This is a genomic window from Castellaniella sp. (assembly GCF_034675905.1).
Classification (GTDB): domain Bacteria; phylum Pseudomonadota; class Gammaproteobacteria; order Burkholderiales; family Burkholderiaceae_B; genus Castellaniella.
The window spans coordinates 905,544-932,112 of sequence record NZ_JAUCCV010000010.1; the positions used below are offsets into that span (position 1 = coordinate 905,544).

Consider the following 26,569-nt stretch of genomic DNA (forward strand, 5'->3'; position numbering starts at 1 on the left):
TGGGAATCACCCTAGGAATGTCAGGGTTTCCCGGGGATTGCACGCGGCGGGCAAGCCCGGGAGGCGGGGTGTGGCTGCCGGATGTCGCCCGTTCAAGCGGTTTGCGGCTTGTAGGCGGTCACGTCCATCTCGACTTTGGCATCGACCATCAGGCGGGATTCGACCGTGGATCGGGCCGGGCGGTGCGTCCCCAGGCATTCCATATAGACCCGGTTGAAGGCGCCGAAGTCGCGGGCGTCATCCAGCCAGACGTTGATCTTACAGACGTCTTCCAGGGTGCAGCCGGCCAGCGCCAGGGCGCGACTCAGGTTCTCGAACACCTGGCGGGTCTGGGCCTCGATGCCGCCCGGGACCAGTTCGCCTTGCGCGTTGGCCGGCACTTGTCCTGACACGAAAACGAAATCGCCGGCGCGCACGGCGGGCGAAAAGGGGCGGATCTGGCGATCCGAGGCATTGGGCTCGCCGCCCAGCAGTTGCAAAGAAGACATATGTTGGCTCTCGTGTAATAAATTTACAGGGAAAACCCTGAATATGAAAATATTGACAGGAATTCAGCCCCAAAATAGGATGTCGATGTAATTTTATTACTAATGGGGAGACACATGCAATCACGCGCTTTTCCTGGCCCATCCCGGTCTGGCCAACCTCTCGATCCCAGGCGGCGCCAGGTTTTGCTGGCCGGCGCCCTGGGAGTGCCGGCCCTGAGTCTGATGGGGCGGTCGGCCTTTGCCGCAGGCGGAAAGAATTCCGTCAGCCTGGCCATGATCGGCGAGCCGCAGACGCTCGATCCGATGTTCACCACCGCCGACCTGGTCGGCACCCTGATGCAGCACGTCTACGAACCGTTGTATACCTTTGATTCGCACTGGCGCATCGTGCCCATGCTGGCGGCGGCCATGCCGACAGTGCAGGACGGCGGCAAGCAGATCGACATTCCCTTGCGCAAAGGCCTGGTGTTCCATGACGGCAAGCCGGTTCAGATCAGCGACGTCGTCGCATCGCTGAAGCGCTGGATGACGGTATCGCCGCGCGGTAAATCCGTGGCGACCGAAGTCGTCTCGGTCGAAGCCTCGTCGGATTCCGTGCTGAGCTTCAAACTGAAGTCTCCCTATGCGCCGCTGCTGGCGCAATTGGCGTTGCCGACCAGCATGGCCTGTGTCATGCCGGAACGCACTATCGCCGCTCAACTGGCCGAATTCATCGGCACAGGGCCTTATCGCCTGAAAGAACGCCGCCCGGACCAGTACACCATTCTGGAAAAATTCGATCAGTACGCCTCGCGCACCGAAGCCGCCGACGGCTATGGCGGACGCCGCATTGCCTATATCCAGGAATTGCGCTTCATCCCGGTCCCGGATTCCAATACCCGGGTCGAGGGCGTGCTGTCGGGCCAATTCGATTTCGCCGACCTGCTGCCGACCGAAGCCGCCGGCCGCCTGGAAAAGGGCGGTGAACAGGTCGTGACGCTGATCGGCAAGAACTTCGGCTTTCCCTATCTGGTCTTCAACACCAAGGGCACGCTGGATTCGGCCGCCTTGCGCCAGACCGCGCAGACCGCCATCGGGGCGGAAGAGCTGATGGCCGCCGCCTTCGGCGATCCGAAATTCTTCAGCATCGGCGCCAACTTCTTTCCGCAGGGCACGCCGTACTATTCCCTGGCCGGCAAAGACCACTACAACGTCAACGACCCGAAAAAGGCCGCGGAACTGGCGAAAAAGGCCGGTTATGCCGGCAAGCCCATCCGCATCCTGGCCAGCCGCCAGTATGAGTTCCACTACAACATGGCGTTGGTGCTTTCCGAGCAGTTCAAGCGCGCCGGGCTGGAAGTAGACCTGCAGGTGGTGGACTGGGCGACGCTGCTGCAACGGCGCAATGATCCCTCGCTGTGGGACATCTACATCACGCACTCGGGCATCTTCCCCGAACCCATGCTCTCGCCCCCGCAACTGGGTGACAATGCGCCGGGCTGGTGGGAAACCCCGGAAAAGCAGGCCGTGCTGGATGCCTTCAACCGCGAAATGGATCTGGATAAACGCGGCCCTCTGTGGGGCGCGGTGCAGGAACTGGTCTACGATCAGGTGCCGTTCATCGAGCTGGGCAAGTTCAACAGCCTGTCGGCCCGTTCCGCCAGATTGCAGGGCTATACCCCCAGCGCCTGGCCGGCTTTCTGGAACGTCAAACTGGCCTGATGGAGGACTGATGCGCACGGCTTTGAGAATGCTTGCCTCTCGTTTGCTGGGGGGCTGCGTAGTGCTGCTGATCGTGGCGGTGATGGTGTTTTCTCTGGTTCACCTGTCTTCCGGCGATCCCATCGCCGTGTTGCTGGGCGACCAGGCCACGGCCAGCGACATTGCTCAGGTCCGTGCGCAGTACGGCCTGGATCGGCCTTTGCTGACCCAGTTCGTGCTGTGGCTGGGTCAGGTCCTGCAGGGCAATCTGGGCACTTCCATCTTCATGCAGGCGCCCGTGACCGAAGTGTTGTGGAATCGGGCTGAACCCACGCTGATGCTGGCCAGCCTGTCGGTGCTGATCGCGTCGCTGATCGGCGTGCCCTGTGGCATATTGGCCGCCGTGTGGCGCGGCTCGCGCACCGATCAGGTGCTGAGCGCCGTGGCCATGTGCGCGGCCAGCATTCCCAGTTTCTGGATGGGGCTGATCCTGATCCGCATCTTTGCCGTGCAGCTGGGTTGGCTGCCGGCGTCGGGTTATGGGCCGCCGGACGCCAGCCTGTGGCTGAAACTCAATCACATGATTTTGCCGGCGGCGGTGCTGGGCATTCTGAATTCGGCCCTGATCATCCGCTTTACCCGGGCATCCATGCTCGACACCTTGGGCGAGGACTATGTGCGCACGGCCAGGGCGAAAGGCCTGTCCGAGCCGGTCATCATCATCCGCCATGTGCTGAAGAACGCCTTGATCCCCATCGTGACCGTGATCGGCCTGACCATGGCGCTGATGATCGGCGGCACCGTGGTGACGGAAACCGTGTTCAACCTGCCCGGAGTGGGCGGCCTGGTCGTGCGGGCCGTGTTGCGGCGTGACTACCCGGTCATCCAGGGCACGCTGCTGGTCGTGGCCTTCATCTATGTTGTCATCAATTTCATGATTGATCTGTTGTATACCGTGATCGACCCGCGTATCCGGAGAGTGCGATGAACGCCCCCTCGAATGCCGGCGTTGCGACACCTGATGTTGCTACGGCCTTGAGTGCGCGGCCAGCGCGGCGCGCCAGCCCCTGGCAGATCTGGGTGCGCCGTCTGTTCGCCCGGCGCGTGGTGGTGCTGTCGACCGTTTTGTTGCTGCTGATCATTGCGCTGGCTTTGTGCATTTCCTGGCTGTCGAGCGCCGATCCCAATGCCATCGCCATCAGCCAGCGTCTAAAAGCGCCGTCCTGGCAATTCTGGGGCGGCACCGATCAGCTGGGGCGCGACGTCATGTTGCGCGTGGCCTATGGCGGCCGCTATTCCCTGATGATCGGCTTTGCCACCGCCATCGGCGCCGTGATTTTCGGCACGCTGCTGGGGATCATGTCCGGCTATTTCCGCAAGATCGATGGCGCGGTCATGTGCGTGATCGACGCCATGATGGCCTTTCCCGATATTTTGCTGGGGATCGCCCTGGTGTCGATCCTGGGGCCGTCGTTGTGGAACGTCGTGCTGGCCCTGGTGATCGTCTATACCCCACGGGTGGCGCGGGTGGCGCGGGCGTCGACTCTGGTGTTGCGCGACCTGCTGTACGTGGATGCCGCTCGCGCCCTGGGTACGCCCACCTGGAAAATCCTGTGGATGCATGTGCTGCCGGGTCTGGTGTCGCCGATTCTGGTGCAACTGACCTTCATCTTCGCCTATGCCATTTTGGCCGAGGCCGGCCTGTCCTTTCTGGGGGTGGGGGTGCCGCCGTCCATCCCGACCTGGGGCACGATGATTGCCGGCAGCCTGAATTACATGGATCGGGCGTTCTGGACCATCATTTATCCGGGGCTGGCGATTGTGCTCACCTCCTTGTCCCTGCAGATCGTGGGCGATGGCATCCGTGACTCGCTGGATCCGAAACTAAGGAAAAACACATGAACGCCCTGGTGCAGGCGGATGCGCCCGCCGCAGAAGCGGCGCAGAACGGAACCGACATCCCCCGGCTGCGAGTCGAGGGACTGTCCACCTCATTCATGACCGAACGTGGTCGGGTCAACAGCGTCTCCGACGTATCGTTCACGGTGCCGGCGGGCAGCACGCTGGCCTTGGTGGGCGAATCCGGTTCTGGAAAGTCGGTCACGAATCTCAGCTTGATGGGGCTGCATGATCGCAGTTCCCACCCCCGGGTCGGCGGTCAGGCGTATTTTCAGCGGCGCAATGGCGAAGTCATCAATCTGATCGGCCTGCCGGCGGCGCAATTCCGCACGCTGCGCGGCAATGAAATCGCCATGGTGTTCCAGGAACCCATGACCAGCCTGAACCCGTTGCTGAAGGTCGGCGAGCAGATCGCCGAATCCGTCCGGCTGCATTGGGGATACGATCAAAACCGCGCGCTGGCGCATGCCCAGCGCATGCTGGATATGGTCGAGATTCCCGCCGCGGCCCGCCGCTTGCACGAATATCCTCATCAGTTGTCGGGCGGCATGCGGCAGCGCGTGATGATCGCCATCGCCATGGCCTGTACGCCGACCTTGCTGATCGCCGACGAACCCACCACGGCGCTGGACGTCACCATTCAGGCGCAGATTCTGGCCTTGATGGGGCGGCTGCAGAAAGAAACCGGCATGAGCATCCTGTTCGTGACCCACAATCTGGGCGTGGTTGCGCAGTACGCCGATGAAATTGCTGTCATGTATGCGGGCCGCATCGTCGAACGCGGTGATGTCCGCCATCTGTTCGCCCAGCCTGCGCATCCGTACACGCGGGCCCTGCTGGACTGCCTGCCGGCGCTGGCCCGTCAACGGCGCAGCGGGACGGCGGGGGAACGCCCCCGCCTGCCGGCGATCCAGGGACAGGTGGCCAGTCCCTTCGACATGCCGCCGGGTTGTGCCTTTCGCCCGCGCTGCCCGGTGGCGACGCCCGAGTGCGATCTGGCCATGCCGCCGCTGTATCGAGTCAATGAATACCAAGAAGCCCGCTGTATCCGGGTGAAGGACGCGCAGTCATGAGCACCGACCAGCCTCTCGTCGAGATCCAGGGCCTGGGCAAGAATTTCGGCGCCTCGAGCGCCCCGGTGCGGGCGGTGGTGGACGTCAATTTTTCCATCGCCAAAGGGGAAACCGTTGGCCTGGTGGGGGAATCCGGCTCGGGCAAGACCACCATCGGCCGCATGCTGACCCGCTTGACCGACCCCAGCGCCGGCCAGGTGATCTATCGCGGCCTGCCGGACCCCGTGGATCTGGCCCGTATCAGCCAGCGTCGTTACCGGCCGCTGCGGGCGCAGATCCAGATGATTTTCCAGGACCCCTATGCCAGCCTGAACCCGCGCCTGCGCATCCGCCAGATCATCGGCGAAGCGCTGGATACGCACGGCCTGCATCGGGGATCAGCCCGCTTGCCGCGCATTCACGCGCTGTTGCGCCAAGTGGGCCTGAACGAAGATCACGCCGAACGGTATCCGCATGAGTTTTCCGGCGGCCAGCGCCAGCGCATCGGCATTGCCCGCGCGCTGGCAGTAGAGCCGGAATTCATCGTGGCCGACGAGCCCTTGTCGGCTCTGGACGTATCGATCCAGGCGCAGGTCATCAATCTGCTGTCGGATATCCGCAATGAGCTCGGCCTGACCATGCTGTTCATTTCGCATGATCTGGATGTGGTGGAATACCTGTGCGACCGGGTCGTGGTGCTGTACCTGGGGCGGGTCGTGGAAATTGCGCCGACGAAAGAACTGTACGCGCACCCCCGCCACCCTTACACCAGAGCCTTGCTCGATGCGTCGCCCGCGCCTGACCCGGCACAGCGACGCGATATCCCGCTGCTGGAAGGTGATCTGCCCAGTCCGGCCAATCCGCCGTCCGGCTGCGTGTTCCGCACGCGTTGCCCGCTGGCCGAGGCCCGTTGCGCCAGCCATGATATGACCCCGCGACAGTTGGCCGATGGCCATTGGACAGCCTGTTGGCGGGATGAATGATTTCAAGAGGAACACAACCATGACACAGGACACACTCGTGCTCGATGGGAGCCGGAAGGGCTACCCCTTGGCAGCGGCGCCGTGTTCTCCCGATCAGATCGGCGCACAGGGATGGAATCTCCATCGGGGGGATCTGCCCTATCCGATCGCTGTGCTCGATGCCGAGGCGCTGGAACACAATTTGCGTTGGATGCAAGCCTTTGCCCAATCGCGCGGCATCGTGTTTGCGCCGCATGGCAAGACCACCATGTCGCCGCAGATCTTCCGCCGCCAGCTGGACGCCGGCGCCTGGGGGTTGACCTTTGCCACCGTCTGGCAGGCCAGCGTGGGCATCCGCGCCGGTGCGCGGCGCGTCATCATTGCCAATCAGGTCGTGGCCGACGCCGATTTCGACGGCCTGGCCGCCTTGCTGGACGCCCATGCGGATCTGCGCGTGTGGTTTCTGGTGGATTCCGCCGCGCAGGTCGAACGGATCGAACATTGGGCGCAACGGCGTGATCGCCAGACGCCGCTGGATTGCTTGTTGGAAATCGGCGTGAGCGGGCAGCGGACCGGCTGCCGCACGGGACAGCAGGCGTTGGCCCTGGCGCAGCGCATCCACGACAGCAGCGCTTTACGGCTGGGCGGCATCGAATGTTATGAAGGCGGTCTGGCAACCTGCGATCTGCATGGCGATCAGGCCGCGGTGACGGCCTTTCTGGATGCCGTGCGCGACATCACCCAGGATTGTGACCGGGCCGGCCTGTTTCAGGACGAGGCCATCATTCTCAGCGCCGGGGGGTCCGCAGTATTCGACGTGGTCGCGCCCGCTTTGCGGGCCGCCGTGTCCAAGCCGCTGCGCGGCGTCTTGCGATCCGGATGCTATATCGCGCATGACCACGGCTTTTATGCAGGTTTCCTGCGTCACATTAAAACCCGAACCGGCCTGGACGACAGCCTGCGACCCGCCTTGTCGGTCTGGGCCATGGTGCAATCCGTGCCCGAACCGGGTCTGGCCCTGCTGGGCTGCGGCAAGCGGGATATTTCCTTTGACCTGTCGCTGCCCCAGCCGATCCGTCTGGCGCCCTGCGGCGCATCAGCGGATCAGCCGGCGCCGCAGGGCTGGTCGGTCACCGCGTTGAACGATCATCATGCCTATCTGCGCTTTGATCCGGCCGGGCCGACGCCGGCCGTGGGGGATCGGGTGGCGTTGGGCATCTCGCATCCCTGCACGACTTTCGATAAGTGGTCCTGGATGCCGCTGCTGAGCAGCCAGGGAGATGTGGTCGGTGCGATTACCATCGAGTTTTGACGGATCAGACATCATGAACACGTGGCCCGAGGAAAGCCTGCAGCAAAGACTGCAGACCGCTCTGCCGACCTTGCCCAAAGCCCAGCAGCAGGTGGTCGCCGTGTTGCTGGCCGATCCGGCCACCCTGGTCAACCAGACGGTCGAATCGATCGCCGCCCAGGCGGGGGTATCCATGCCTTCGGTCGTGCGCACCTGCCGCAGCCTGGGTTATGACAGTGTGCGGGAATTCATGCTGGCGCTGGCGCAGGACCTGGCCTTGTCGCCCCACCATCTGCATCGCAACGTATTGCTCAGCGACGAGGGGCCGGACGTGGCCCGCAAGATCATCCAGGGGGCGATCTCCTCTCTGGCGGCTTTGCAGCGCCGTCTGGATGTGTCGATCCTGGATCAGGTGGCGCAGCGCCTGGTGTCGGCCTCTCGGGTCGATGCCTACTCGGTGGGGGCGACCTCCGGCTTCATGGCCCAGGAATTGCAGGCCAGGCTGTTTCGCCTGGGCATCCGCGCCCATGCTTTCACCGATCCCCACCAGCAGCTGATTTCCGCCAGTTCCCTGGACAAACAGGGGGTGGCCTTCGTGATTTCCCATGTGGGCAGCATGCCCTTCGCCCTGGAAGCCGCCCGCCTGGTGCGCAGCCGGGGCGCCACCGTTGTCGCCCTGACGCAGCCGGGTACGCCGTTGGCGAAATGCGCCGATCTGTGCCTGGAAGTCTCTGTCCCGCACGACACCACCATGCGGGTGGGGACGGAAGCCTATCTGGCCCATCTGCTGGTGATCGAGATCCTGATGGTGCGCGTGGCGCAAAACCTGGGGCCGGAAACCCTGGAAAACCTGAAGCAGTTCAAACACGTGCTGGAACAGCACGGTGTCGACAGCTCCGTCTATACCGGACTTTACTGAAACATGGATGATGCAACACTGACTGTCTTGTGCAATGGCCTGGTGCATGATGGTTCCCAGAACCCCTTGCGCCGCGCCGATGTCTGGATCCGCGGCGATCGGGTCGTCGCCGTCTGCGAGCCGGGCGCAAGCCCCGTCGCCGATGGCGCCCCGGTCCGGCGCGTGGATTGCGCCCGGCGTGTGGTCGCACCCGGATTTGTGGACGTGCATACGCACGATGACGCCATCGTGCTGGACCGGCCCGAGATGTTGCCCAAGCTGTCCCAGGGCATCACGACGGTGATCGGCGGCAATTGCGGCATTTCGCTGGTGCCTGTGGTGACGAGCGAGCCTGCCGCACCGCTATCCCTGTTGGGGAATCAGCAGTTCCGCTACCCCGATGTGCCGTCCTATCGGGCGGCGGTCGATGCCGTCCAGCCGGCCGTCAATATCGCCTTGCTGATCGGTCACACGGCGCTGCGCATGCAGGTCATGGCCGATCTGGACCAGCCCGCCGATGAAGCCGAACTGCAGGCGATGTGCCGCATTCTGGACGACGCCATGCAGGCCGGCGCGGTGGGGCTGTCGTCGGGCGTGTTCTACCGTCCGGCCTATGCGGCGGACGTCAAGGAACTGGCGGCGTTGGTGCGGGTCGTGGCCCCATATCAGGGCGTCTACGCTACCCACATCCGTGACGAGCTCAAAGGCATCATGGAAGCCATCGACGAGGCCGCCCTGACCGCCCGCATGGGGGGCGCTTTTCTGGTGTTGTCACACCATAAATGCGCGGGGCCGATGAATTGGGGGCGCACCAAGGAAACCCTGGCCCGCATCGAGCAGCTGGCGCAGCAGCAGCCCATCGGCCTGGATGTCTATCCGTACACGGCCGGTTCCACTGTGCTGCGCGAAGACCTGGTGGATGGGATCATCGACATCCTGATTACGGGCAGTGCGTCGCATCCCGACATGGCTGGCCGCTACCTGGCCGATATCGCCGACGATTGGGGCGTGACCCAGGTCGAGGCCTGCCGCCGGCTGCAGCCGGGTGGCGCCTGCTATTTCCAGATGCATCAAGATGACGTGGATCGGGTCGTCAGCCATCCGCTGACCATGATCGGATCCGATGGCCTGCCTCATGACGAGCGGCCGCATCCGCGCCTGTGGGGCGCCTTTCCCCGCGTGCTGGACCAGTATTGGCGGCTCAAGGGCCTGCTGCCGCTGGAACAGGCGCTCTACAAGATGACCGGCCTGTCCGCCGGGCGCTATCATCTGGAAGGCAGAGGGCAGTTGCAAGCGGGCAGTTTTGCCGACATCGTCGTGTTGGACCCGGACAAGGTGCGCGATTGCGCGACCTATGCCTCGCCCGCCCAGTTCAGCGAGGGGATCGAGCAAGTCTGGGTTAATGGATGCCTTAGTTATACTGCGCAGGCCCGGGCTTGCGTCGGGCGCGCCGGGCGGTTTGTCGCGCGTGCCGTGCAGGCGTCCTGAATAGCGGCAAGACGCACGGTGTGCTTGCGTCCTTGGGGGCATGTCCTGCACCAGACAAGGAAGCATCACCATGACGATCAGCCCCGAATTATCACTGGCCGGCATCGGCGCCGTCGCCATGGCGGCGCAATGGCTGGCCTGGAAACTGCGCGTACCGGCCATTCTGTTCCTGCTGCTGGCCGGTATCGCGGTGGGGCCGATGCTGGGCTGGCTGAATCCGGACGAGCTCTTCGGGCCGTTGCTGTTTCCCATCGTTTCCCTGTCGGTCGCGGTCATTCTCTTCGAGGGCAGCCTGACGCTGGAATTCCACCAGACCCGGGGCTTGAAGCGCGTCGTGCCGCGCCTGGTGACCAGCGGCGTCCTGATTACCTGGGCAGTAGCCGCGTTTGCCGTGCATACGTTTCTGCAGTTCCCCTGGGATCTGGCCATTCTGTTTGGCGCCATCACCTGCGTGACCGGGCCCACCGTCATCGCCCCGTTGCTGAAAACCGTCAAACCCGTGGCGCCGGTTGCTCATGCCTTGCGTTGGGAAGGCATTCTGATCGACCCGATCGGCGCCATTCTGGCGGTGCTGTCCTACGATCTGATGGTGGCTTTGCGCACGACACAGGCCTGGAGCCACGCCCTGTGGTCATTGGGGGCCACGACGGCGACCGGACTGTGTTTCGGGGTTGCAGGCGGCTGGCTGCTGGGCAATTTGCTGCGGCGCGGCTGGGTTCCCGATTCCTTGTTGAATCTGTCGGTGCTGGCCTGCGTCTTTGCCAGCTTTGCCTTGTCGAATACGGTGCAAAGCGAATCCGGCCTGTTGACTGTGACCGTCATGGGCATCTGGCTGGCGAACCGGCCCGGTATTCCGGTGCGCGACATTCTGGAATTCAAGGAAACTCTCAGCCAGATCCTGCTCTCGGCCCTGTTCATCCTGTTGGCTGCCCGGGTCGCGCCCAGCCAGTTGTTCGATCTGGGCTGGCCGGCGCTGGCCGTGCTGGTGTGCATGCTGTGGGTGGGGCGGCCGCTGAAAGTGCTGTTTGCTACCTGGGGATCGAAGCTGAACTGGCGGGAACGGGCTTTGCTGGCCTGGATTGCGCCGCGCGGCATTGTGGCGGCGGCGGTTTCCGCCCTGTTCGCTTTGCGTCTGGAATCGCTGGATGTGCCGCAGGCCGATCGTCTGTTGCCCATGACCTTCCTGCTCATTATCGGCACGGTGATCTGGCAGAGCCTGACGGCGCGTCCCATGGCCCGGTTGCTGAAAGCCGCCGAACCGGATCGGGTGGGGTTCCTGATTTCCGGCGCCAATCCTGTGGCCCGGGCCCTTGGCCTGGCCCTGCATGAACAGGGCGTACCGGTGCGTCTGTGCGACAGCGACTGGTACAGCCTGTCCAAAGCCCGCATGTTGGGGCTGCCCACCTATCATGGCAGCCTGGTGTCGGAACATGCCCAGCGCAATCTGGATACCAGCGGTCTGGGCCGCTTGCTGGCCCTGGGCACGCGTGATCACATCAATCAACTGATCATGGTGCGCGGTCGCGACGAATTTGGCAAACACAAGGTCTTCAGTCTGCCCTTGTCGTCCGATGGCGCCCCGGCCGAGAAGCATGAACTGGATCCCGAATATCGAGGCCGCACCCTGTTTGCGGACGGGGTGGGATACTGGAAGCTGTCGAGCCTGTTGGTGGCTGGTGCGCAGGTCAAGGCCACCAAACTGTCGGATGCCTTCGATTTTGCACAGTATCGCCGCCAGGATGCGGATCGTGCCGTGATTCCCTTGTTTGCAGTCAATCCAAAGGGGTACGCCATCCCCTTTACCTTGGATCAGGATCTGCAACCTGCTTCGGGCTGGACCGTGCTCGGTCTGCATATCGATGCCAAGGCGGGGACGCCGGATGCGCAGCTGACCTGATCCGGCAAACGTGGCGGCGTCTGGCCGCCAGACGAATATGCACCGTCATCTGATCGTCATCTTTGCTCGCTAGACTGCGGGCACCGCTTACCTGTCTCTTCTTGATGGGTACACAGCGCCGGCCTCTGCCGCTGCTGTGCATGCCAAGCCACTTCTGCAAAGCAGGTGACGATCATGAAAGATTTCGATATAGACGACATTTCCGCCAATCCCTCGCGTCATGAAACGCTAACCCAACTGCAGGGGCGCTTCAGCCGCCGTCGTTTTCTGGCCGGTGGGCTGGGGGGCGGCGCCGTGAGTTTCCTGGGCGGCATGCTGCCGGTCGCGCAGGCATTGGCCGCCTCAGGTTCGGTGGCGGGCACCGCCGTCGCCCCTACGCTGGGTTTCAAGGCGGTGTCCATGAGCACCGCCGATACTGTGGTCGTACCGGAAGGCTATGCCCATGCGGTGATCAAGCGCTGGGGAGACCCCCTGCATGCCGGCGCGCCGGCGTTCAAGGGCGACGCCAGCGATGATGGGGCGGCCCAGGAACAGCAGGTCGGCTACAACCATGATGGCATGCATTTCTTTCCCATCGATGGCAAGGACGGAGCATCAGGCAGCGGCACGGAGGGCCTGTTGGTCACTAATCATGAGTACGTCACGCCGCATTATTTCTATCCGGTCGGCGTGCAGCCCGGCGGTTCGGCCTGGTCGCTGGACTGGGTCCGCAAGGCCCAGCATGCTCAGGGCGTCTCCGTCACCCATATGCGCCTGGATGCCCAGGGCCAGTGGCAGCTGGTGGCGGATTCCGCCTACAACCGCAGCATCCATGCCAACACCGCCATCGATATGGTCGGGCCGTCCGCCGGCCATGCCTTGCTGCAGACGCAGGCCGACCCCAGCGGCCGGCAGGCGCGGGGCACGTTCGGCAATTGCGGCAACGGCTGGACGCCTTGGAACACCTATCTGACCTGTGAAGAAAATTTCACGGACTATTTCGGCGTCGGCAAGCAGGATGAAACAGCGGTCGACTATCCGGATGCCGCTTATCGCGCCCACATGCAGCGCTACAAGGGCGGCGGCAAGGGCGCCGATCCGGAGTATGCGTGGGATCTGCATGACGCACGCTTTGATTGGACGCAGGAACCCAATGAATACAATCGCCATGGCTGGATTGTCGAGATCGACCCTTTCGACCCCAAGGCGGCGCCGCGCAAGCTGACTGCGCTGGGGCGGTTCAAGCATGAGAATGCAGCCTTGATGATTGCGCCGGACGGCCATGTGGTGGTCTATATGGGGGATGACCAGCGCAGCGAATATCTCTATCGGTTCGTGTCGGACCAGGCCTTTCGCGCAGGAGACACGGCGCATAATCGCCAATTGCTGGAACAGGGCACGCTGTACGTGGCGCGTTTCGATGCAGGGGCGGATGGCCAGGGCGTTGGGCGCTGGATTCCTCTGGTCTTGGATACGAAGGCGGCTGATGGCCGCCGGCTGGGGGATCTGTTCAACGACGATATGGGCGAGTTGCTGATCAAGACCCGCCAGGCGGCAGACGCCGTGGGCGCCACGCCGATGGACCGTCCCGAATGGGTCGCGGTGCACCCGGACCGGCGCGAGGCCTATGTCACCTTGACCAACAACAGCCAGCGCGGCAGCGGCAAGCCCCGCTGGCCGGGCGGGCCGGCGCATCCCGGAGTGGATGCGGCAAACCCCCGCGACAAGAATATCTATGGTCAGATCGTGCGTTGGCGCGAGGTCGGCTCTGAAGCAGCCAATCAGGCATTCACCTGGGACATCTTCCTGCTGGCAGGCAATCCCGGCGTGTATGATCAGAACGATCCCCGTCGCGGATCCGGCAATGTGACGCCGGACAATATGTTCAACAGCCCGGATGGCCTGGGTTTTGACCCGCAGGGCCGCTTGTGGATCCAGACGGATGGCAAATACGACAATAGCGGCGAATACGCCGGCCAGGGCAATAACCAGATGCTGGTGGCCGATCCGGTGTCCGGCGAACTGCGTCGTTTCCTGAGCGGGCCCAAAGGCTGTGAAGTCACGGGCATTACCTGGACGCCTGACCAGCGTTTCGTCTTCATCAATATCCAGCATCCGGGCGAAGGCCCGGATCTGGATGATGCCCAGGCCAATCCCGTGTCCGTGTCCCGCTGGCCGGACGGCGCCCAGGCCACGCGCCCGCGTCCCGCCACGGTCGTGATCTGGAAGCAGGACGGCGGCATCATCGGCTCTTGAAGCCAGGAGAGGAGTGCATGTCCACGCAGCCGCTGACCGATACCCGCCGTCTGTTCTTTGCGCTGTGGCCCGATGCGGCCGCCGTGACGGAATTGGTCGGCTGGGCCAGGCGAGCCCATGATGTCTGCGGCGGCCGCAGGATGCAGGCCGATACCCTGCACCTGACACTGGCGTTTCTGGGATCGGTCGCCGTTGAACGTATTCCGGATCTGATGAATCTGTTGCGGATGCCGCGCGGGCCTGGCGGCTCGCTGGCGCTGGATCATTTCGGCAGATTCCGGGGGCCGCGCATCGTCTGGGCGGGGTCGTCAGCCCCGGCGCCATGGCTAGCCGCGCTGCATCGGTCTTTATGGCAGGATCTGGCCCGGCTGGGGTTTCCCTCGGCCGACGAGCCGTTTCGGCCCCATGTGTCCTTGCTGCGCAAGGCTGAGGCGCGTGATCTCTCTTTATTGCCGGCGGTGCGCCCCATTATCTGGGCGGCCGACCGCCTGGTGCTGGTGGCGTCCGCCCCCCGCGAGACCGGCTCGTATTACCAGCGGCTGGGGGAATGCAGGCTGGCGGCTGCTTAAAGAACGTCCAAACAAAACCGCCAGCCCTGGAGTGAACTGACCCCCAAAAGTTGGACACCGATCCAACTTTTGGGGTGCAGTTCAGGAGGACTGGCGGTTTTGTTTGGAGTGACTGTGGTGCCGGCTAAAGGAATCGAACCCTCGACCTTCTCATTACAAGTGAGCTGCTCTACCAACTGAGCTAAGCCGGCGAAAGACCGTCATTCTACAGGAACAGCAGGCCTTATTTGACGATCTTCAGATGAGAGGGTTTGGGACTGTCGGCGGGGGCTTCGCCCGTAGCGGGAGACGCCGTGACCGGCGCGGCAGATGCCGGTTGAGCATCATCGCCGCCAGGGTAAGGGTGCGAGGCGACGACCTCGAAACCCATGCCAGCGCCGGTTTCACGAGCGTAGACAGCGGACACCGCAGCGACCGGCACGAACAGGTGCTCGACCGCCCCATTGAAGCGGGATTCGAATTCGATGTATTCGTTGCCCAAGGTCAGGCGGTTGGTGGCCAGATGGCTGATATTCAGCGTGATCTGGCCATCATGCACGTGGGCGGCAGGCACCACCGTGTTGGCGTCTACCGTGACCACCAGATAGGGCGTGTAGCCGTTATCCGTGCACCATTCATGCAGCGCACGGATCAGGTACGGTTTGGTCGACGTTTCCTGCATATCAGCGGCGCATGACCTTTTCGGACGGCGTCAGTGCTTCGATGTAGGCGGGGCGGGAAAACAGGCGTTCGGCGTATTTCTGGATCGGTGCAGCGCTCTTGGGCAGTTCGATGCCGTAGTGCGCCAAGCGCCACAGCAAGGGGGCCACCGCCACGTCCAGCATGGAAAAATCGTCGCCCAGCATGAATTTGTTTTTCACCAGCAAAGGCGCCAGTTGAGCCAGCCGGTCGCGGATGCTTGCCCGGGCGGCATCGCGGACTTTTTCGTCTGTGATGCTGCGGTTCTCGAGCGTGGACACGTGCACGAACAGTTCTTTTTCAAAGTTGTACAGGAACAAGCGCGTGCGGGCCCGCATGATCGGGTCGGCCGGCATCAGCTGGGGATGCGGGAAGCGCTCGTCGATGTATTCATTGATGATGTTCGATTCGTACAGAACCAGATCGCGTTCAACCAGAATCGGCACCTGGCCGTAGGGGTTCATGACCGCGATATCTTCCGGCTTGTTGTACAGATCGATGTCGCGGATTTCGAAGTCCATGCCTTTCTCGAACAACACAAAACGGCAGCGTTGCGAAAAGGGGCAGGTCGTTCCGGAATAAAGCACCATCATATTGAAGATTCCAATACAGAAAAAGCAGGGGATGCGCCCCGAAGGGCGCGCGGGTTACCGGACGTGCTTCCAGTAGGCGTGGTTCATGCGGATGGCCACGAACAGGAACAGGAACAGGAACAGCATCACCCAGACGCCGATCTGCTTGCGTTCCAGCTGCCCGGGTTCGGCCATCCAGCCCAGGAAGTTGCTGAGATCAGCGACGTTTTGTTCGAATTGGCTGAAGGTCTTGGCATCAGCAGAATCGAAACGGCCCGTCTGGCTGGCTTCGCCGGTATAGCCGTCCAGTTTTTCGGTCTTGACGTCCGGGAAACCGGATTGGTCGTAGACCGTGGTGCTGCGTACCCAGTGAGCGGCGCCTTTGTCGTCAGACACCTGGTGAACCTGGATGTTGGTGTAGCTGCGCGGACCTTCCATTTCCCAGAGCACGTTGGGCATGGCGACACTGGGGAAGACGGTGTTGTCCCAACCGGTCTTTTTCGTGGTGTCGCGATAAAAGCTGCGCAGGTAGGTGTAGATATAGTCTACCCCTGATGGGCCGAAGTTGGAATTTTTGGCGCGGGCGATCACGGACAGGTCCGGGGGGGCTGCGCCAAACCATTTCTTACCGTCTTCGGCCGTCATGGAGACCGTCATCAGGTCGCCGATTTTGTCACGAGAGAACAGCAGGTTTTTCTTGATTTCGGCTTCTGTCAGGCCCAGGTCCATGAGTTTGTTGTAGCGCATGGAACTGGCGCTATGACAGTTCAGGCAGTAGTTGACGAACAGTTTGGCGCCGTTTTGCAGGGCGGCCAAATCGGTGATGCGGTCGGGGGCGCGATCCAGGCGCACACCGCCTTCGGCGGCGAAGGTCAGTGTGCAGACCAGGGAAAGGGCCAGTGCACCGAGCAGTTTTTTGATCATGATCTTTCCGTAGCAGTCAGTGGTGGGCCATTAGTGAGCGCGGAACGTCACGCGGTCGGGGACCGGCTTGAACGTGCCGAGGCGGCTCCAGACAGGCATCAGCAGGAAGAACGCCAGGTAAATGACCGTGGTGATCTGGCCCATGAGAGTGAAGGTCGGCGTCACGGGCTGCGTGCCCAGCCAGCCCAGGATCAGGAAGTTCACAATAAAAATACCATACAGGAACTTGTGCCACGACGGACGGTAGCGGATCGATTTCACGGGGGAATGATCCAGCCACGGCAGGAAGAACAGGATGACCACGGCGCCGCCCATGGACACCACGCCCCAGAACTTGGCGTCCAGGGTCTTCATCAGGATGGCCACGATGATCAGGATCGCCGGGATGGCCAGGCGCCAGATGCCGGAGAGCTTGCCCTTGGCAAACAGCGCCAGGGCAGCGATCGCAGCGGCGGCGGACAGCACCCAGGTGAAGTCGCTGGTGGTGGCGCGCAGCATGGTGTAGAACGGCGTGAAATACCAGACCGGCGCGATGTGCGGCGGGGTCTTCAGCGGGTCAGCCGGCAGGAAGTTGTTGTATTCCAGGAAGTAGCCGCCCATTTCAGGGCCAAAGAAGATGATGGCTGCAAAGACGATCAGGAAACCCGCCACGCCCACGATGTCATGCACCGAATAGTAGGGGTGGAAGGGGATGCCGTCGACCGGACGCCCGTATTTGTCTTTGGGACCTTGCTTGATTTCCACGCCGTCGGGGTTATTGGAACCCACTTCGTGCAGCGCGATGATGTGCGCCACGACCAGGCCGATCAGCACCAGCGGGATGGCGATCACGTGGAAGGCGAAGAAGCGGTTCAGGGTGGCGTCGGACACCACGTAGTCGCCGCGGATCCACAGGGACAGTTCAGGGCCGATGAAGGGGATGGCCGAGAACAGATTCACAATCACCTGGGCGCCCCAGTAGGACATCTGCCCCCAGGGCAGCAGGTAGCCGAAGAAGGCCTCAGCCATCAGGGACAGGAAGATGCCCACGCCGAAGATCCAGACCAGTTCGCGCGGCTTGCGGTAGGAGCCGTAGAACAGGCCGCGCAGCATGTGCAGATAGACCACGACGAAGAACATCGACGCGCCGGTGGAGTGCATGTAGCGGATGAACCAGCCGCCCGGGACTTCGCGCATGATGTATTCGACGGACTCGAAGGCAAAGCGCGCATCGGGCTTGTAGTTCATCACCAGGAAGATCCCGGTGACGACCTGGATCACCAGTACCAGCAGCGCCAGCGAACCAAAGAAATACCAGAAGTTGAAGTTCTTCGGAGCATAGTATTCGGACATATGCTCTTTAAACATTTTCGTCAGCGGGAAGCGGCGGTCCACCCAGCCCATCAACCCGGTCGTCTCGACATTATTTTCGGCCATGAACGGCTCCTATCAGTATCACGAAAAGATGAACGGCGCGTTCATCAGGCCTTGTTGGGGTATTCGTCCACCCCGATCATGACGTGTGACCCGTCGGGAGAAAACGCGTAGGGCGGGACTTCGAGGTTGTCCGGCGCGGGCTTGTTCTTGAACACGCGGCCAGCCAGGTCGAAGGTGGAGCCGTGGCAGGGGCACAACCAGCCGCCTGGCCAGTCGTTGGGCAGGCCCGGCTGGGCGCCTGTCTGGAAGTGCGCCGTAGGCGAGCAGCCCAGGTGCGTGCAGATGCCGATGCAAACGAAATATTCGGGGTTGCGCGAACGCCATTGGTTTTCGGCAAACGGCGGCGTGTAGCCCGGGCGCTTGGAGTCGGGGTCGGCCAGTTCGGCATCGTGCTTGGCCAGGTCTTCGAGTTCGGCCTTGGTGCGGCGCACGATCCAGATCGGCTTGCCGCGCCATTCAACGACCATCATTTGCCCTTCGGGCAGGCCGGAAATGTCGGCTTCGACCGGAGCGCCGGCCGCCTTGGCTTTTTCGGAAGGAGCAAATGACCCGACAAGAGGCACTGCAGTGGCAACGCCGGCTACCCCGCCCAGGGTACAGGCCGAGGCCACCCAGAAGCGTCGCGAAGGATCGGGGGGCAGGTTCGGGTCGACTGCGCCCTGCTCGTCGGACTGTGTCGGATTCTGACTCATTTGTTATCCCTGGTAGCCGCCCAGCGGGCGGAGCGGTTTGACAATAATCTGTATACGCATGGGATGCAGGGGCCAAAACGCAACTATGGCGCATCCCACGAGGGTCTTCAACCGCGTATTATAGCGTTACGACCAGTGGGGTAAATGCTAGAAGGAGCGCAATATGGCCGGAGCACGTGGTTTCATCAAGGAATTCCAAGAATTTGCCGTCAAGGGCAATATGATGGATCTCGCCATCGGGGTCATCATTGGCGGCGCTTTCGGCAAGATCATCGACTCCATCGTCGCGGATCTGGTCATGCCTATCATCAATTTCATCCTGGGCGGACAGGTCAATTTCGACAACCTCTTCTGGGTGCTGCGCCTGCCCGAAGGCTATGCCGGCGCCATGACATCGGTCGACCTGACCAAAGCCGGCGCCGTGGTGTTCGCCTGGGGCCACTTCCTGACCATCTTCGTGAACTTCATCCTGCTGGCCCTGGTGGTGTTCCTGCTGGTCAAGATGATGAACAACGCCCGCCGCCGCTTCGAGGCCGCCCCCCCGCCCGCCGCGGCCCCCGTCACCCCCGAAGACATCGTGCTGCTGCGCGAAATCCGCGATTCCCTGAAAAAATAGCCCCCGAAGAGCCCCGCAGGGCTCTTCGCCTGCAATTTTCCGAAGCTGGGCCGTGATAAGACCCACGTCCCATTTTCCGGCAGCTCTTCGCAAAAGGGGTAGCCCCCACGGCGACTCCGTTCGTCAATCGCTGTGTCCAGGGGCTGGGCGAACCTGTTGGAGCCCACCCGTCCCCATCCGGCGCAGCCGCCAAATTGCGACCAGGTTCACCCAGCCCCTGGACACAGCGATGAGCTATTACAAAAGCACGCGTTTACCCTGGGCACGGCGATGAACTATCACAGAAGACCGCCTTCCCCCGCAATCAGACCGGATTGTCGATATCCACAAACGTGCAAGACACCCCGAACTGCGCCTCGATCGCCGCCCCCAGCGCCTGGACCCCATAGCGCTCCGTCGCATGATGCCCGGCGCTGATATAGGCGCTGCCCGTTTCCCGCGCCAGATGCACCGTCGGTTCCGAAATCTCTCCGCTGACGTAGCAATCCGCCCCCGCCGCCAAGGCCGCCTCCATCATCCCTTGCGCCGCCCCGGTGCACCAAGCCAGGCGCCGCACCGGCTGATCCAATTCGCCGATCAGCATCGGCTTGCGGCCCAGCCGTTGGGCGAGATCGGTTGCGAGTTCCCCTGCCGTGCAATCCCAGGCGGGCGTGCCCAGCCAGATCAGCTGATCTGGCCCGCAGCGATGCGGCGTACCATCGGCCTGGATGTCAGGCGTCCAATCCATCACCCGGGCCAGCTGAGCGTTATTGCCCCATTCGGTGTGCGCATCCAGCGGCAGGTGGTAAGCGAACAGATTGATGTCCTGAGCCAGCAAGGCGGATAGGCGCCGGTGCTTGGGGCCGCGAATGCAAGGGTTTTCGTTTTTCCAGAACCAGCCGTGATGCACCAGAATCGCATCCGCCTGTTGTGCGATCGCTGCATCGATCAGCGCCTGGGATGCCGTCACACCGGTCACGATATGGCGAATGACGGCGCGGCCTTCGACCTGCAGGCCGTTGGGGCAGTAATCCTTGAATCGTTCGGGCTGCAGCGTGCTGCTCAGCCAGTTTTCCAGTTCCTGGCGGGAAATCTGTGGTTTCATGATGGAAAAATCCTTTGCTGATCGGAAATTCATGTTGATGCGACGATTGTGGCTGATTTTCACCCAGACCGTGACCGTATGCCTGGGCATCCTGTTTTTGGTGTCCACCTTGCGGCCTCAGTGGCTGCCGGGGCGCGAAGCCCCGCCGGCTGGCGGAGCAGCCTTGCTGCAGCTCGACGGGCGGACGCCGCTGGCGGGTGTGTCGGCAGGGCCGGCCATCGCCAGCTACGCGGCGGCCGTCGCCCAGGCGGCGCCTTCCGTGGTCAACATCTATACGCGCAAGCACATTGATGTGCCTTTGATTCCCCTGCCGCCTGACCCCGCCCTGCAGCAGTTTCTGCGCAGCGTGCCCGGCTTCACGCAGCGGCGGGATTCCACCAGCCTGGGTTCGGGCGTGATCGTGCGCACAGATGGCTACATCCTGACCAACAACCATGTGATCGAATCCGCCGATGCCATCGAAGTCAGCCTGAAAGACGGCCGCCAGGCGACGGCCAAACTGGTGGGCGCAGACCCGGAAAGCGACCTGGCCGTGCTGAAGATCGATCTGGACAATCTGCCTGCCATCGTGTTCGACCCGGAACAATCCGTGCGAGTGGGTGACGTGGTGCTGGCCATCGGCAATCCTTTTGGCGTGGGGCAGACCACCACCCAGGGCATCGTGTCCGCCTTGGGGCGCAATCGCCTGGGCATCAATACCTACGAGGACTTCATCCAGACTGATGCCGCGATCAATCCGGGTAATTCCGGCGGGGCGCTCATCGACACCCAAGGGCGCCTGGTGGGCATCAATACCGCCATCTATTCGGAAACCGGCGGGTCGTTGGGTATCGGGTTCGCGATTCCGTCAGGGCCGGCGCACCAGATACTGGATCAAATCATCGAACATGGCCGGGTGCAGCGCGGCTGGCTGGGGCTGGAACCGCAGGACATCACGCCCGATCTGGCGCGGGCCTTTCAGTTGAAGAGCGACCGGGGCGCCATTGTGGCGCGGGTGTTTGCGCGCGGACCCGCGGCTCAGGCCGGCATCCGGGTCGGCGATATCCTGCAGTCCCTGGATGGCCGGCCGGTACGCGATTCCTTCGATCTGCTGAACCGGCTTGCGCCCATGAAGGCCGGCAGCAAGGCTCGCCTGGGCGTGTGGCGCGACGGCCAGATCGTCACGCTGACGGTCACGGTGGGCCTGCGTCCGGTCGCGCGCGGGCCGTCACACTGAGAGCCCGCCCAGGTCTTAGCGGCCCTGATCGCGCAGCAACTGCGCCGCCGCGACGGCGAAATACGTCAGGATGCCGTCGCCGCCGGCGCGCTTGAACGCCAGCAGCGATTCCATCATGACCTTGTCGTGGTCCAGCCAGCCGTTGGCTGCCGCCGCTTTGATCATGGCGTATTCGCCGCTGACCTGATAGGCATAGGTGGGCATGCCAAAGGCGTCTTTGACCTCGCGCAGCACGTCCAGATAGGGCAGGCCGGGTTTGACCATGACCATGTCGGCGCCTTCACGGATGTCGGCGGCGACTTCGCGCAGGGCTTCCAGGCGGTTGGCCGGGTCCATCTGATAGGTGGCCTTGTTGGATGCGCCCAGGCTGGCGGCCGACCCCACCGCGTCGCGGAAAGGGCCATAGAAGGCGCTGGCGTATTTGGCGGAATACGCCATGATGCGGGTGTGGATGCGTCCGCGCCCGTCCAGCGCCTGCCGGACGGCGCCGATGCGCCCGTCCATCATGTCGCTGGGGGCGACGATGTCCACGCCGGCTTCGGCATGGGTCAGGGCCTGGCGCACCAGCATGGCGACGGTGGCCTCGTTCAGCAGCTGGCCGTCCGTGTCGATCAGACCGTCCTGGCCATGGCTGGTATAGGGGTCCAGCGCCACATCGGTCAGGATGCCCAGTTCGGGAAAGTGCTGCTTGAGCAGCGCCACCGTGCGCGGAATCAGGCCATCGGGATTGGCGGCTTCGATGCCGTCCGGGGTCTTCAGCGCGGGGTCGATGTGCGGAAACAAGGCCAGCACCGGAATCCCCAGGCGCAGGCAGTTTTCAGCGGTCTGCAGCAGCGTATCGGGTGAATGGCGCACCACGTCGGGCATGGAAGTGATCGGTTCGCGGACCTGGCTGCCTTCCTGGACAAAGACCGGATAGATCAGATCGTCGGCCGATAGATGGTTTTCACGCACCAGGCGGCGTGAAAAATCGTCGCGCCGGTTGCGGCGCAGGCGGGCGGTGGGAAAATCGACGGGGGGCAGAAAAGCAGTCATTCAAAACTCCTGAAAACCTGCGCGGTGCGGGGATCAGTCACGATCAGTCCGGGGCCGGGCCTGAACGCTTGTCAGGGCACGACCTGCGGCGAAATCCAGTTCTCGATATGGGCGGCGGCGTCTTCCAGCCCGAGACGGTGGGTCGCGGAAAAGGGCAGCGCGGTCAGGGTGCCGATTTCAGCCAGGTCTTTGCGCACCTGGGCGACGGCGCGGATCCGTTGGCCGTAGGGCAGCTTGTCGGCTTTGGTCAGCAGGGCCAGCGTAGGCAGCCCGCGCAGGCCGATCCAGTGCGCCAGGCGGCGGTCCAGGTCGGTGACGCCGCGGCGGATGTCGATCAGCAGCACCACGCCGGCCAGACTGCTGCGTTCGTGCAGATAGCCGCCCAGGACTTCCGCCCATTCGTCTCGGGATGCGCGGTCTACCGCCGCATAGCCGTAGCCGGGCAGGTCGACCAGAAAGCCCAGCCAGGCATCGGGCGTGATCGGGTCGGGGATGCCGAACAAATTGATCAGGCGTGTGCGTCCGGGCGTTTTGCTGGAAAAGGCCAGGCGGCGCTGATTGGTCAGCACATTGATGGCCGATGATTTGCCGGAATTAGAGCGGCCCACGAAGCAGACTTCGGCTGTCGTCGGTTCAGGCAGCTGGTCCAGGCGAGCGGCGGATATCGTGAAGCGGGCGCGATGAAGAAGGGACACGGCGAGTGGTGGAAGCCCGGTGGGCGCAGATGACAAAGGGCAGGCGTATCGGACGCCGGCCTGCGGATGTGGCGGCCATGGCCGCCGGGATGCGGGTGGCGCCTGATGCCTATTGTATAATCTTCGCTTGTGTTTGTTACGCCGGTCGTCTTCCGCTCTGTTGAAAGGCGGGCTGGCCTCATGACCTGATGGCGTCTTGCGACGCCCGTACCAAAAATCCGAGGACCTCATGAAGCGTGCGCTTTCCAGTATGTTCATGGCCGGCAGCCTGATGCTTGCCGGCGCCCTGCCTGGTTTGGCCCACGCTCAGGATGCCGTCAAGCCTGATGCCAAGGCCGGCGAGCAGCTGTTCGTCAACGGCGACATGTCGCGCGGCGTGCTGGCCTGTGTCACCTGTCACGGCGATGCTGGTAACAGCACCATTCCGGCCAACCCCAATCTGGCCGCTATGCCGCACGAATACCTGGTCAAGCAGCTGCGTGATTTCGCGCCTCAGGGCGATAAGCCCGCTGTGCGCACCGGGCCCGATGGGGCGCCGTCCATCATGGCGACCATCGCGCCGGCATTGACCGCCCAGGATATCCAGAACGTCTCGCTCTACCTGTCGCAGCAGAAACTCGACTGGGATCAGGCGGGCAACGCCACCAACGAATCCACCATGGATCGCGGTCAGCAGATCTGGCGCGCGGGCATTGTCGGACGCCAGGTGCCGGCCTGTGCGGCGTGTCACTCGGCCAATGGCGCCGGGTTGCCCGGCGAATTTCCGCGCTTGGCGGGCCAACACCCGGAATACATCCTGGAACAGCTGAAATTGTTCCGCTCGGGTGATCGGGCCAATACCATCATGTACGACATTACTAGCCGCATGACCGATCCTGATTTGGCGGCTGTGGCGGATTTCGCCGCCGGCTTGCGCTGATCGGCGACCGCCCGGCGGGGCATGCGGGGCCGCACGAATGGTCTCGCAGCCTGTTGCCAGGCGGTGTAATTCCCGGTTGTGTCTGGGGTCTTGGGAAGGATCCGCAGATCAGTCGGTGTAAGGTTGAACTTTAAAAAATATAAAAAGGGGGGGACGCGCTGGCGCGCCTCCCCTTTTTCTTGAGTCGGGCTGCCGTGACCTCTTCTTCCAGTTCCCGCACATGGGGTGCAGACGTCGTTGAACTGCTGGGTTCGATGCGTTTCGCCATCAGCCTGCTGGTCTTCATCTGCGTGGCCAGCCTGATCGGCACCGTGTTGCCGCAAAATCAGGCGACCAATACCTACATCGATCAGTTCGGGCCGTTCTGGTATGCGGTCTTTGACCAGTTTTCCATCTGGCACATCTATAACAGTCCGTGGTTTTTGCTGATCATGGCGTTTCTGGTCGTGTCCACGACCTTGTGCGTCATGCGCAATACGCCCAAGATGCTGCGCGACATGCGCACCTTCCGGGAATATGTGCGCGGGTCCAGCCTGAAGGCCTTTCACCACAAGGTGGACATCGACAGCACGCTGGCGCCGGATCAGGCGGTGGATCAGGTGGGGGCGCTGCTGCGCAGCCAGGGTTTCCGCTATCGGGTGCGCATCGACGGCGACAGCCGCATGGTGGCGGCCAAAAAAGGCGCGGCCAACCGGCTGGGATATATCTTTGCCCACGTGGCTATTGTCGTGATCTGCCTGGGCGGGCTGCTGGACAGTGAACTGCCCGTGCGGCTGCAGACGTGGTTGTTCGACAAGCAGCCGATCGTGGGCAATATGCTGATTTCCGATGTGCCCGAATCCGGGCGGCTGTCAGCCAGAAACCCCAGTTTTCGCGCCAATATGCTGATCCCCGATGGCAAGCAAAGCAGCATGGGCATTATCGCGGCCGGGCAGGGCGTGTTGTTGCAGCCCCTGCCGTTTTCAGTGCGCCTGAAAAAATTCTATATCGATTACTACGATACCGGCATGCCCAGTGATTTCCGCAGCGATGTGGTGGTCACGGACCTGGCGACCGGCGCATCCTTCGATCAGACCATCCAGGTCAACGAACCCCTGCACTACAAGGGGGTGACCGTCTATCAGTCCAGTTTTGACGATGGGGGCAGCGCACTCAGCCTGAAGGCCTGGCCGCTGTCCGGCACGCAGGCCCGATCCCAGGATCTGTCCGGGACGGTAGGCGCTCAAGTCCGCCTGCCGAAGGATCTGGGCGGACAGATGGTGGATTACACCGGTTTGCGCGTCATCAATGTAGAAAACATGAGCAGCGGCGACCCGCAGCCGCAGCCGACCAGTCTGATTCGCGATGTTGCCGCCGTCACCGGCAGTGCGGCGCGGCCGCGCGACGATAATCTGCGCAATGTCGGTCCCAGCTTTCAGTACCGTTTGATCGGGTCCGACGGGCAGGCCCACGAATTCACCCAGTACATGCTGCCGGTGGCGATCGACGGGTTCCCCATGTTCCTGCTGGGAACGCGCAACACGGGGTCCGAACCCTATCGCTACCTGCGCATCCCCGCCGACGATCAGGGCACGATGCAGGAATTCATGCAGATGCGCGCCGCGCTGGCCGACCCGGCCCTGCGCGAGGAAGCCGCCCGCCGCTTTGCCGCCGGCAATGCGCCCGAAGGCGAACAGCGCGATCTGATGTTCCAGGCGGCCCAGGGGGCGTTGCGTACGTTTTCCCAGCGCGGCTTCAACGGCATCATCGAATCTGCACCGCAGGACCAGCGGGAAAAGATCCTGAACTTCGCCGTGCCCATGATCCAGCTCAGCCTGCAGGAACTGCGTGGCCTGATGCGGGCGCAGCAGCACCTGCCGGCCTTGCCCGCCGATGGGCCGCAGGCCGAACGCGAAGCGCAGTGGCTGCGGCTATCGGTCCTGGCTTTGGCCTCGCTTCCGGATTATCCTGCCCCTGTGGCGCTGCAGCTGTCGACCTTTGACCAAGTGCAGGCCAGTGTTTTTCAGGTGGCGCGCAGCCCCGGCAAAATCACGGTCTATATCGGCTGCCTGCTGCTGGTGCTGGGTGTGTTTTCAATGTTCTACATCCGCGAACGGCGCGTGTGGGTCTGGATCCGTCCGTCGGATACGGGCAGCAGTTGGCTGGCCGCCATGACCACGCAGCGCCGCAACCTGGATTTCAATCACGAATTTGAGCGTCTGCGCGCTGCGCTGCGCCGCCTCGGAGGATCCCAATGACAACCGATACCCTGACGCATGATGCC

Annotated in this window: 24 protein-coding genes and 1 tRNA gene; 15 read left to right on the forward strand and 10 right to left on the reverse strand. The window is 62.9% G+C overall.

Annotated elements, in window-relative coordinates; all coding sequences use genetic code 11:
• Positions 1-92: 92 nt before the first annotated feature.
• Positions 93-488: a RidA family protein gene (locus VDP79_RS14560; RefSeq protein ID WP_323018877.1), complete on the reverse strand. Its 396-nt coding sequence runs from the start codon at positions 486-488 to the stop codon at positions 93-95.
• A gap of 114 nt (positions 489-602) precedes the next feature.
• On the opposite strand from VDP79_RS14560, the gene VDP79_RS14565 reads away from it, so the two are divergent.
• From VDP79_RS14565 to thpR, 11 genes are all read left to right on the forward strand, one after another.
• Positions 603-2,189: an ABC transporter substrate-binding protein gene (locus VDP79_RS14565; protein ID WP_323018878.1), complete on the forward strand. Its 1,587-nt coding sequence runs from the start codon at positions 603-605 to the stop codon at positions 2,187-2,189.
• 28 nt (positions 2,190-2,217) lie between these two features.
• Entirely contained in the window at positions 2,218-3,156 is a 939-nt protein-coding gene (locus VDP79_RS14570; RefSeq protein ID WP_323018879.1) for an ABC transporter permease, read from the forward strand.
• The gene (locus tag VDP79_RS14575; RefSeq protein ID WP_323018880.1) at positions 3,153-4,070 is read left to right on the forward strand and encodes an ABC transporter permease; all 918 of its coding nucleotides are present in this window, start codon (positions 3,153-3,155) and stop codon (positions 4,068-4,070) included. The genes VDP79_RS14570 and VDP79_RS14575 overlap by 4 nt, the downstream gene beginning before the upstream one ends.
• Positions 4,067-5,140 (forward strand): ABC transporter ATP-binding protein, encoded by a 1,074-nt coding sequence (locus tag VDP79_RS14580; RefSeq protein ID WP_416233121.1) that lies wholly within the window; start codon positions 4,067-4,069, stop codon positions 5,138-5,140. The genes VDP79_RS14575 and VDP79_RS14580 overlap by 4 nt, the downstream gene beginning before the upstream one ends.
• Positions 5,137-6,102, forward strand: a complete 966-nt coding sequence (locus VDP79_RS14585) for an ABC transporter ATP-binding protein (RefSeq protein ID WP_323018881.1) — start codon at positions 5,137-5,139, stop codon at positions 6,100-6,102. Before VDP79_RS14580 ends, VDP79_RS14585 begins: the two co-directional genes overlap by 4 nt.
• A gap of 19 nt (positions 6,103-6,121) precedes the next feature.
• Positions 6,122-7,393, forward strand: a complete 1,272-nt coding sequence (locus VDP79_RS14590) for an amino acid deaminase (protein ID WP_323018882.1) — start codon at positions 6,122-6,124, stop codon at positions 7,391-7,393.
• Between the two features lie 13 nt (positions 7,394-7,406).
• Positions 7,407-8,291, forward strand: a complete 885-nt coding sequence (locus VDP79_RS14595) for a MurR/RpiR family transcriptional regulator (RefSeq protein WP_323018883.1) — start codon at positions 7,407-7,409, stop codon at positions 8,289-8,291.
• Between the two features lie 3 nt (positions 8,292-8,294).
• Positions 8,295-9,758: a D-aminoacylase gene (locus VDP79_RS14600; RefSeq protein WP_323018884.1), complete on the forward strand. Its 1,464-nt coding sequence runs from the start codon at positions 8,295-8,297 to the stop codon at positions 9,756-9,758.
• A gap of 70 nt (positions 9,759-9,828) precedes the next feature.
• Positions 9,829-11,655, forward strand: a complete 1,827-nt coding sequence (locus tag VDP79_RS14605; protein ID WP_323018885.1) for a sodium:proton antiporter — start codon at positions 9,829-9,831, stop codon at positions 11,653-11,655.
• Positions 11,656-11,829: 174 nt separating this feature from the next.
• Positions 11,830-13,890 (forward strand): PhoX family phosphatase, encoded by a 2,061-nt coding sequence (locus VDP79_RS14610; protein ID WP_323018886.1) that lies wholly within the window; start codon positions 11,830-11,832, stop codon positions 13,888-13,890.
• Positions 13,891-13,907: 17 nt separating this feature from the next.
• Complete coding sequence (gene thpR / locus VDP79_RS14615) at positions 13,908-14,459, forward strand: RNA 2',3'-cyclic phosphodiesterase (RefSeq protein WP_323018887.1); 552 nt, start codon at positions 13,908-13,910, stop codon at positions 14,457-14,459.
• A 115-nt stretch (positions 14,460-14,574) separates the two neighbouring features.
• Here the strand turns inward: thpR and VDP79_RS14620 are convergent.
• The 6 genes from VDP79_RS14620 to petA all read right to left on the reverse strand — a co-directional run bounded on the left by VDP79_RS14620 (position 14,575) and on the right by petA (position 18,741).
• A tRNA-Thr gene (locus VDP79_RS14620) sits at positions 14,575-14,650 on the reverse strand.
• Positions 14,651-14,682: 32 nt separating this feature from the next.
• Positions 14,683-15,120 carry a ClpXP protease specificity-enhancing factor gene (locus VDP79_RS14625; RefSeq protein WP_323018888.1) on the reverse strand — a complete coding sequence of 146 codons (438 nt, stop codon included), beginning with the start codon at positions 15,118-15,120 and terminating at the stop codon, positions 14,683-14,685.
• A gap of 1 nt (position 15,121) precedes the next feature.
• A complete protein-coding gene (locus VDP79_RS14630; RefSeq protein WP_323018889.1) occupies positions 15,122-15,730 on the reverse strand; it encodes a glutathione S-transferase N-terminal domain-containing protein in 609 nt (202 codons plus the stop codon).
• Between the two features lie 54 nt (positions 15,731-15,784).
• The gene (locus VDP79_RS14635) at positions 15,785-16,633 is read right to left on the reverse strand and encodes a cytochrome c1 (protein WP_323018890.1); all 849 of its coding nucleotides are present in this window, start codon (positions 16,631-16,633) and stop codon (positions 15,785-15,787) included.
• Positions 16,634-16,663: 30 nt separating this feature from the next.
• On the reverse strand, positions 16,664-18,049 hold the full coding sequence (locus tag VDP79_RS14640; protein ID WP_323018891.1) for a cytochrome bc complex cytochrome b subunit: 1,386 nt from the start codon (positions 18,047-18,049) through the stop codon (positions 16,664-16,666).
• Positions 18,050-18,093: 44 nt separating this feature from the next.
• Positions 18,094-18,741, reverse strand: coding sequence for a ubiquinol-cytochrome c reductase iron-sulfur subunit (gene petA / locus VDP79_RS14645; protein WP_323018892.1), 648 nt, complete (start codon positions 18,739-18,741; stop codon positions 18,094-18,096).
• Positions 18,742-18,904: 163 nt separating this feature from the next.
• Here petA and mscL point away from each other — a divergent pair, with 163 nt between their 5' ends.
• Entirely contained in the window at positions 18,905-19,357 is a 453-nt protein-coding gene (mscL, locus tag VDP79_RS14650; protein ID WP_323018893.1) for a large conductance mechanosensitive channel protein MscL, read from the forward strand.
• Between the two features lie 304 nt (positions 19,358-19,661).
• Here mscL and VDP79_RS14655 read toward each other — a convergent pair whose 3' ends face one another.
• Positions 19,662-20,441, reverse strand: a complete 780-nt coding sequence (locus tag VDP79_RS14655; RefSeq protein ID WP_323018894.1) for a Nif3-like dinuclear metal center hexameric protein — start codon at positions 20,439-20,441, stop codon at positions 19,662-19,664.
• Between the two features lie 37 nt (positions 20,442-20,478).
• Between VDP79_RS14655 and VDP79_RS14660 the strand changes: the two genes are divergently transcribed.
• On the forward strand, positions 20,479-21,657 hold the full coding sequence (locus VDP79_RS14660) for a S1C family serine protease (protein WP_323018975.1): 1,179 nt from the start codon (positions 20,479-20,481) through the stop codon (positions 21,655-21,657).
• A 15-nt stretch (positions 21,658-21,672) separates the two neighbouring features.
• Here the strand turns inward: VDP79_RS14660 and hemB are convergent, their stop codons facing one another.
• A complete protein-coding gene (hemB, locus tag VDP79_RS14665; RefSeq protein ID WP_323018895.1) occupies positions 21,673-22,692 on the reverse strand; it encodes a porphobilinogen synthase in 1,020 nt (339 codons plus the stop codon).
• Between the two features lie 71 nt (positions 22,693-22,763).
• Entirely contained in the window at positions 22,764-23,387 is a 624-nt protein-coding gene (yihA, locus tag VDP79_RS14670) for a ribosome biogenesis GTP-binding protein YihA/YsxC (RefSeq protein ID WP_323018896.1), read from the reverse strand.
• A gap of 229 nt (positions 23,388-23,616) precedes the next feature.
• On the opposite strand from yihA, the gene VDP79_RS14675 reads away from it, so the two are divergent.
• Together VDP79_RS14675 and VDP79_RS14680 are read left to right on the forward strand one after the other, a co-directional pair.
• Positions 23,617-24,306: a c-type cytochrome gene (locus tag VDP79_RS14675; RefSeq protein WP_323018897.1), complete on the forward strand. Its 690-nt coding sequence runs from the start codon at positions 23,617-23,619 to the stop codon at positions 24,304-24,306.
• Positions 24,307-24,500: 194 nt separating this feature from the next.
• On the forward strand, positions 24,501-26,543 hold the full coding sequence (locus VDP79_RS14680) for a cytochrome c biogenesis protein ResB (protein WP_416233122.1): 2,043 nt from the start codon (positions 24,501-24,503) through the stop codon (positions 26,541-26,543).
• Positions 26,544-26,569 lie beyond the last annotated feature (26 nt).

What these genes read in the sequence shown, in the direction of transcription:
- VDP79_RS14675 (WP_323018897.1), top strand. Translation starts at nt 23,617, where the DNA reads ATGAAGCGTGCGCTTTCCAGTATGTTCATGGCCGGCAGCCTGATGCTT.
- hemB (WP_323018895.1), bottom strand. Translation starts at nt 22,692, where the DNA reads ATGACTGCTTTTCTGCCCCCCGTCGATTTTCCCACCGCCCGCCTGCGC.
- mscL (WP_323018893.1), top strand. Translation starts at nt 18,905, where the DNA reads ATGGCCGGAGCACGTGGTTTCATCAAGGAATTCCAAGAATTTGCCGTC.
- VDP79_RS14565 (WP_323018878.1), top strand. Translation starts at nt 603, where the DNA reads ATGCAATCACGCGCTTTTCCTGGCCCATCCCGGTCTGGCCAACCTCTC.
- VDP79_RS14595 (WP_323018883.1), top strand. Translation starts at nt 7,407, where the DNA reads ATGAACACGTGGCCCGAGGAAAGCCTGCAGCAAAGACTGCAGACCGCT.
- VDP79_RS14585 (WP_323018881.1), top strand. Translation starts at nt 5,137, where the DNA reads ATGAGCACCGACCAGCCTCTCGTCGAGATCCAGGGCCTGGGCAAGAAT.
- petA (WP_323018892.1), bottom strand. Translation starts at nt 18,741, where the DNA reads ATGAGTCAGAATCCGACACAGTCCGACGAGCAGGGCGCAGTCGACCCG.
- VDP79_RS14655 (WP_323018894.1), bottom strand. Translation starts at nt 20,441, where the DNA reads ATGAAACCACAGATTTCCCGCCAGGAACTGGAAAACTGGCTGAGCAGC.
- thpR (WP_323018887.1), top strand. Translation starts at nt 13,908, where the DNA reads ATGTCCACGCAGCCGCTGACCGATACCCGCCGTCTGTTCTTTGCGCTG.
- VDP79_RS14635 (WP_323018890.1), bottom strand. Translation starts at nt 16,633, where the DNA reads ATGATCAAAAAACTGCTCGGTGCACTGGCCCTTTCCCTGGTCTGCACA.
- VDP79_RS14600 (WP_323018884.1), top strand. Translation starts at nt 8,295, where the DNA reads ATGGATGATGCAACACTGACTGTCTTGTGCAATGGCCTGGTGCATGAT.
- VDP79_RS14625 (WP_323018888.1), bottom strand. Translation starts at nt 15,120, where the DNA reads ATGCAGGAAACGTCGACCAAACCGTACCTGATCCGTGCGCTGCATGAA.
- VDP79_RS14570 (WP_323018879.1), top strand. Translation starts at nt 2,218, where the DNA reads ATGCTTGCCTCTCGTTTGCTGGGGGGCTGCGTAGTGCTGCTGATCGTG.
- VDP79_RS14580 (WP_416233121.1), top strand. Translation starts at nt 4,067, where the DNA reads ATGAACGCCCTGGTGCAGGCGGATGCGCCCGCCGCAGAAGCGGCGCAG.
- VDP79_RS14605 (WP_323018885.1), top strand. Translation starts at nt 9,829, where the DNA reads ATGACGATCAGCCCCGAATTATCACTGGCCGGCATCGGCGCCGTCGCC.
- VDP79_RS14610 (WP_323018886.1), top strand. Translation starts at nt 11,830, where the DNA reads ATGAAAGATTTCGATATAGACGACATTTCCGCCAATCCCTCGCGTCAT.
- VDP79_RS14590 (WP_323018882.1), top strand. Translation starts at nt 6,122, where the DNA reads ATGACACAGGACACACTCGTGCTCGATGGGAGCCGGAAGGGCTACCCC.
- VDP79_RS14630 (WP_323018889.1), bottom strand. Translation starts at nt 15,730, where the DNA reads ATGATGGTGCTTTATTCCGGAACGACCTGCCCCTTTTCGCAACGCTGC.
- VDP79_RS14575 (WP_323018880.1), top strand. Translation starts at nt 3,153, where the DNA reads ATGAACGCCCCCTCGAATGCCGGCGTTGCGACACCTGATGTTGCTACG.
- VDP79_RS14560 (WP_323018877.1), bottom strand. Translation starts at nt 488, where the DNA reads ATGTCTTCTTTGCAACTGCTGGGCGGCGAGCCCAATGCCTCGGATCGC.
- VDP79_RS14660 (WP_323018975.1), top strand. Translation starts at nt 20,479, where the DNA reads ATGCGACGATTGTGGCTGATTTTCACCCAGACCGTGACCGTATGCCTG.
- VDP79_RS14640 (WP_323018891.1), bottom strand. Translation starts at nt 18,049, where the DNA reads ATGGCCGAAAATAATGTCGAGACGACCGGGTTGATGGGCTGGGTGGAC.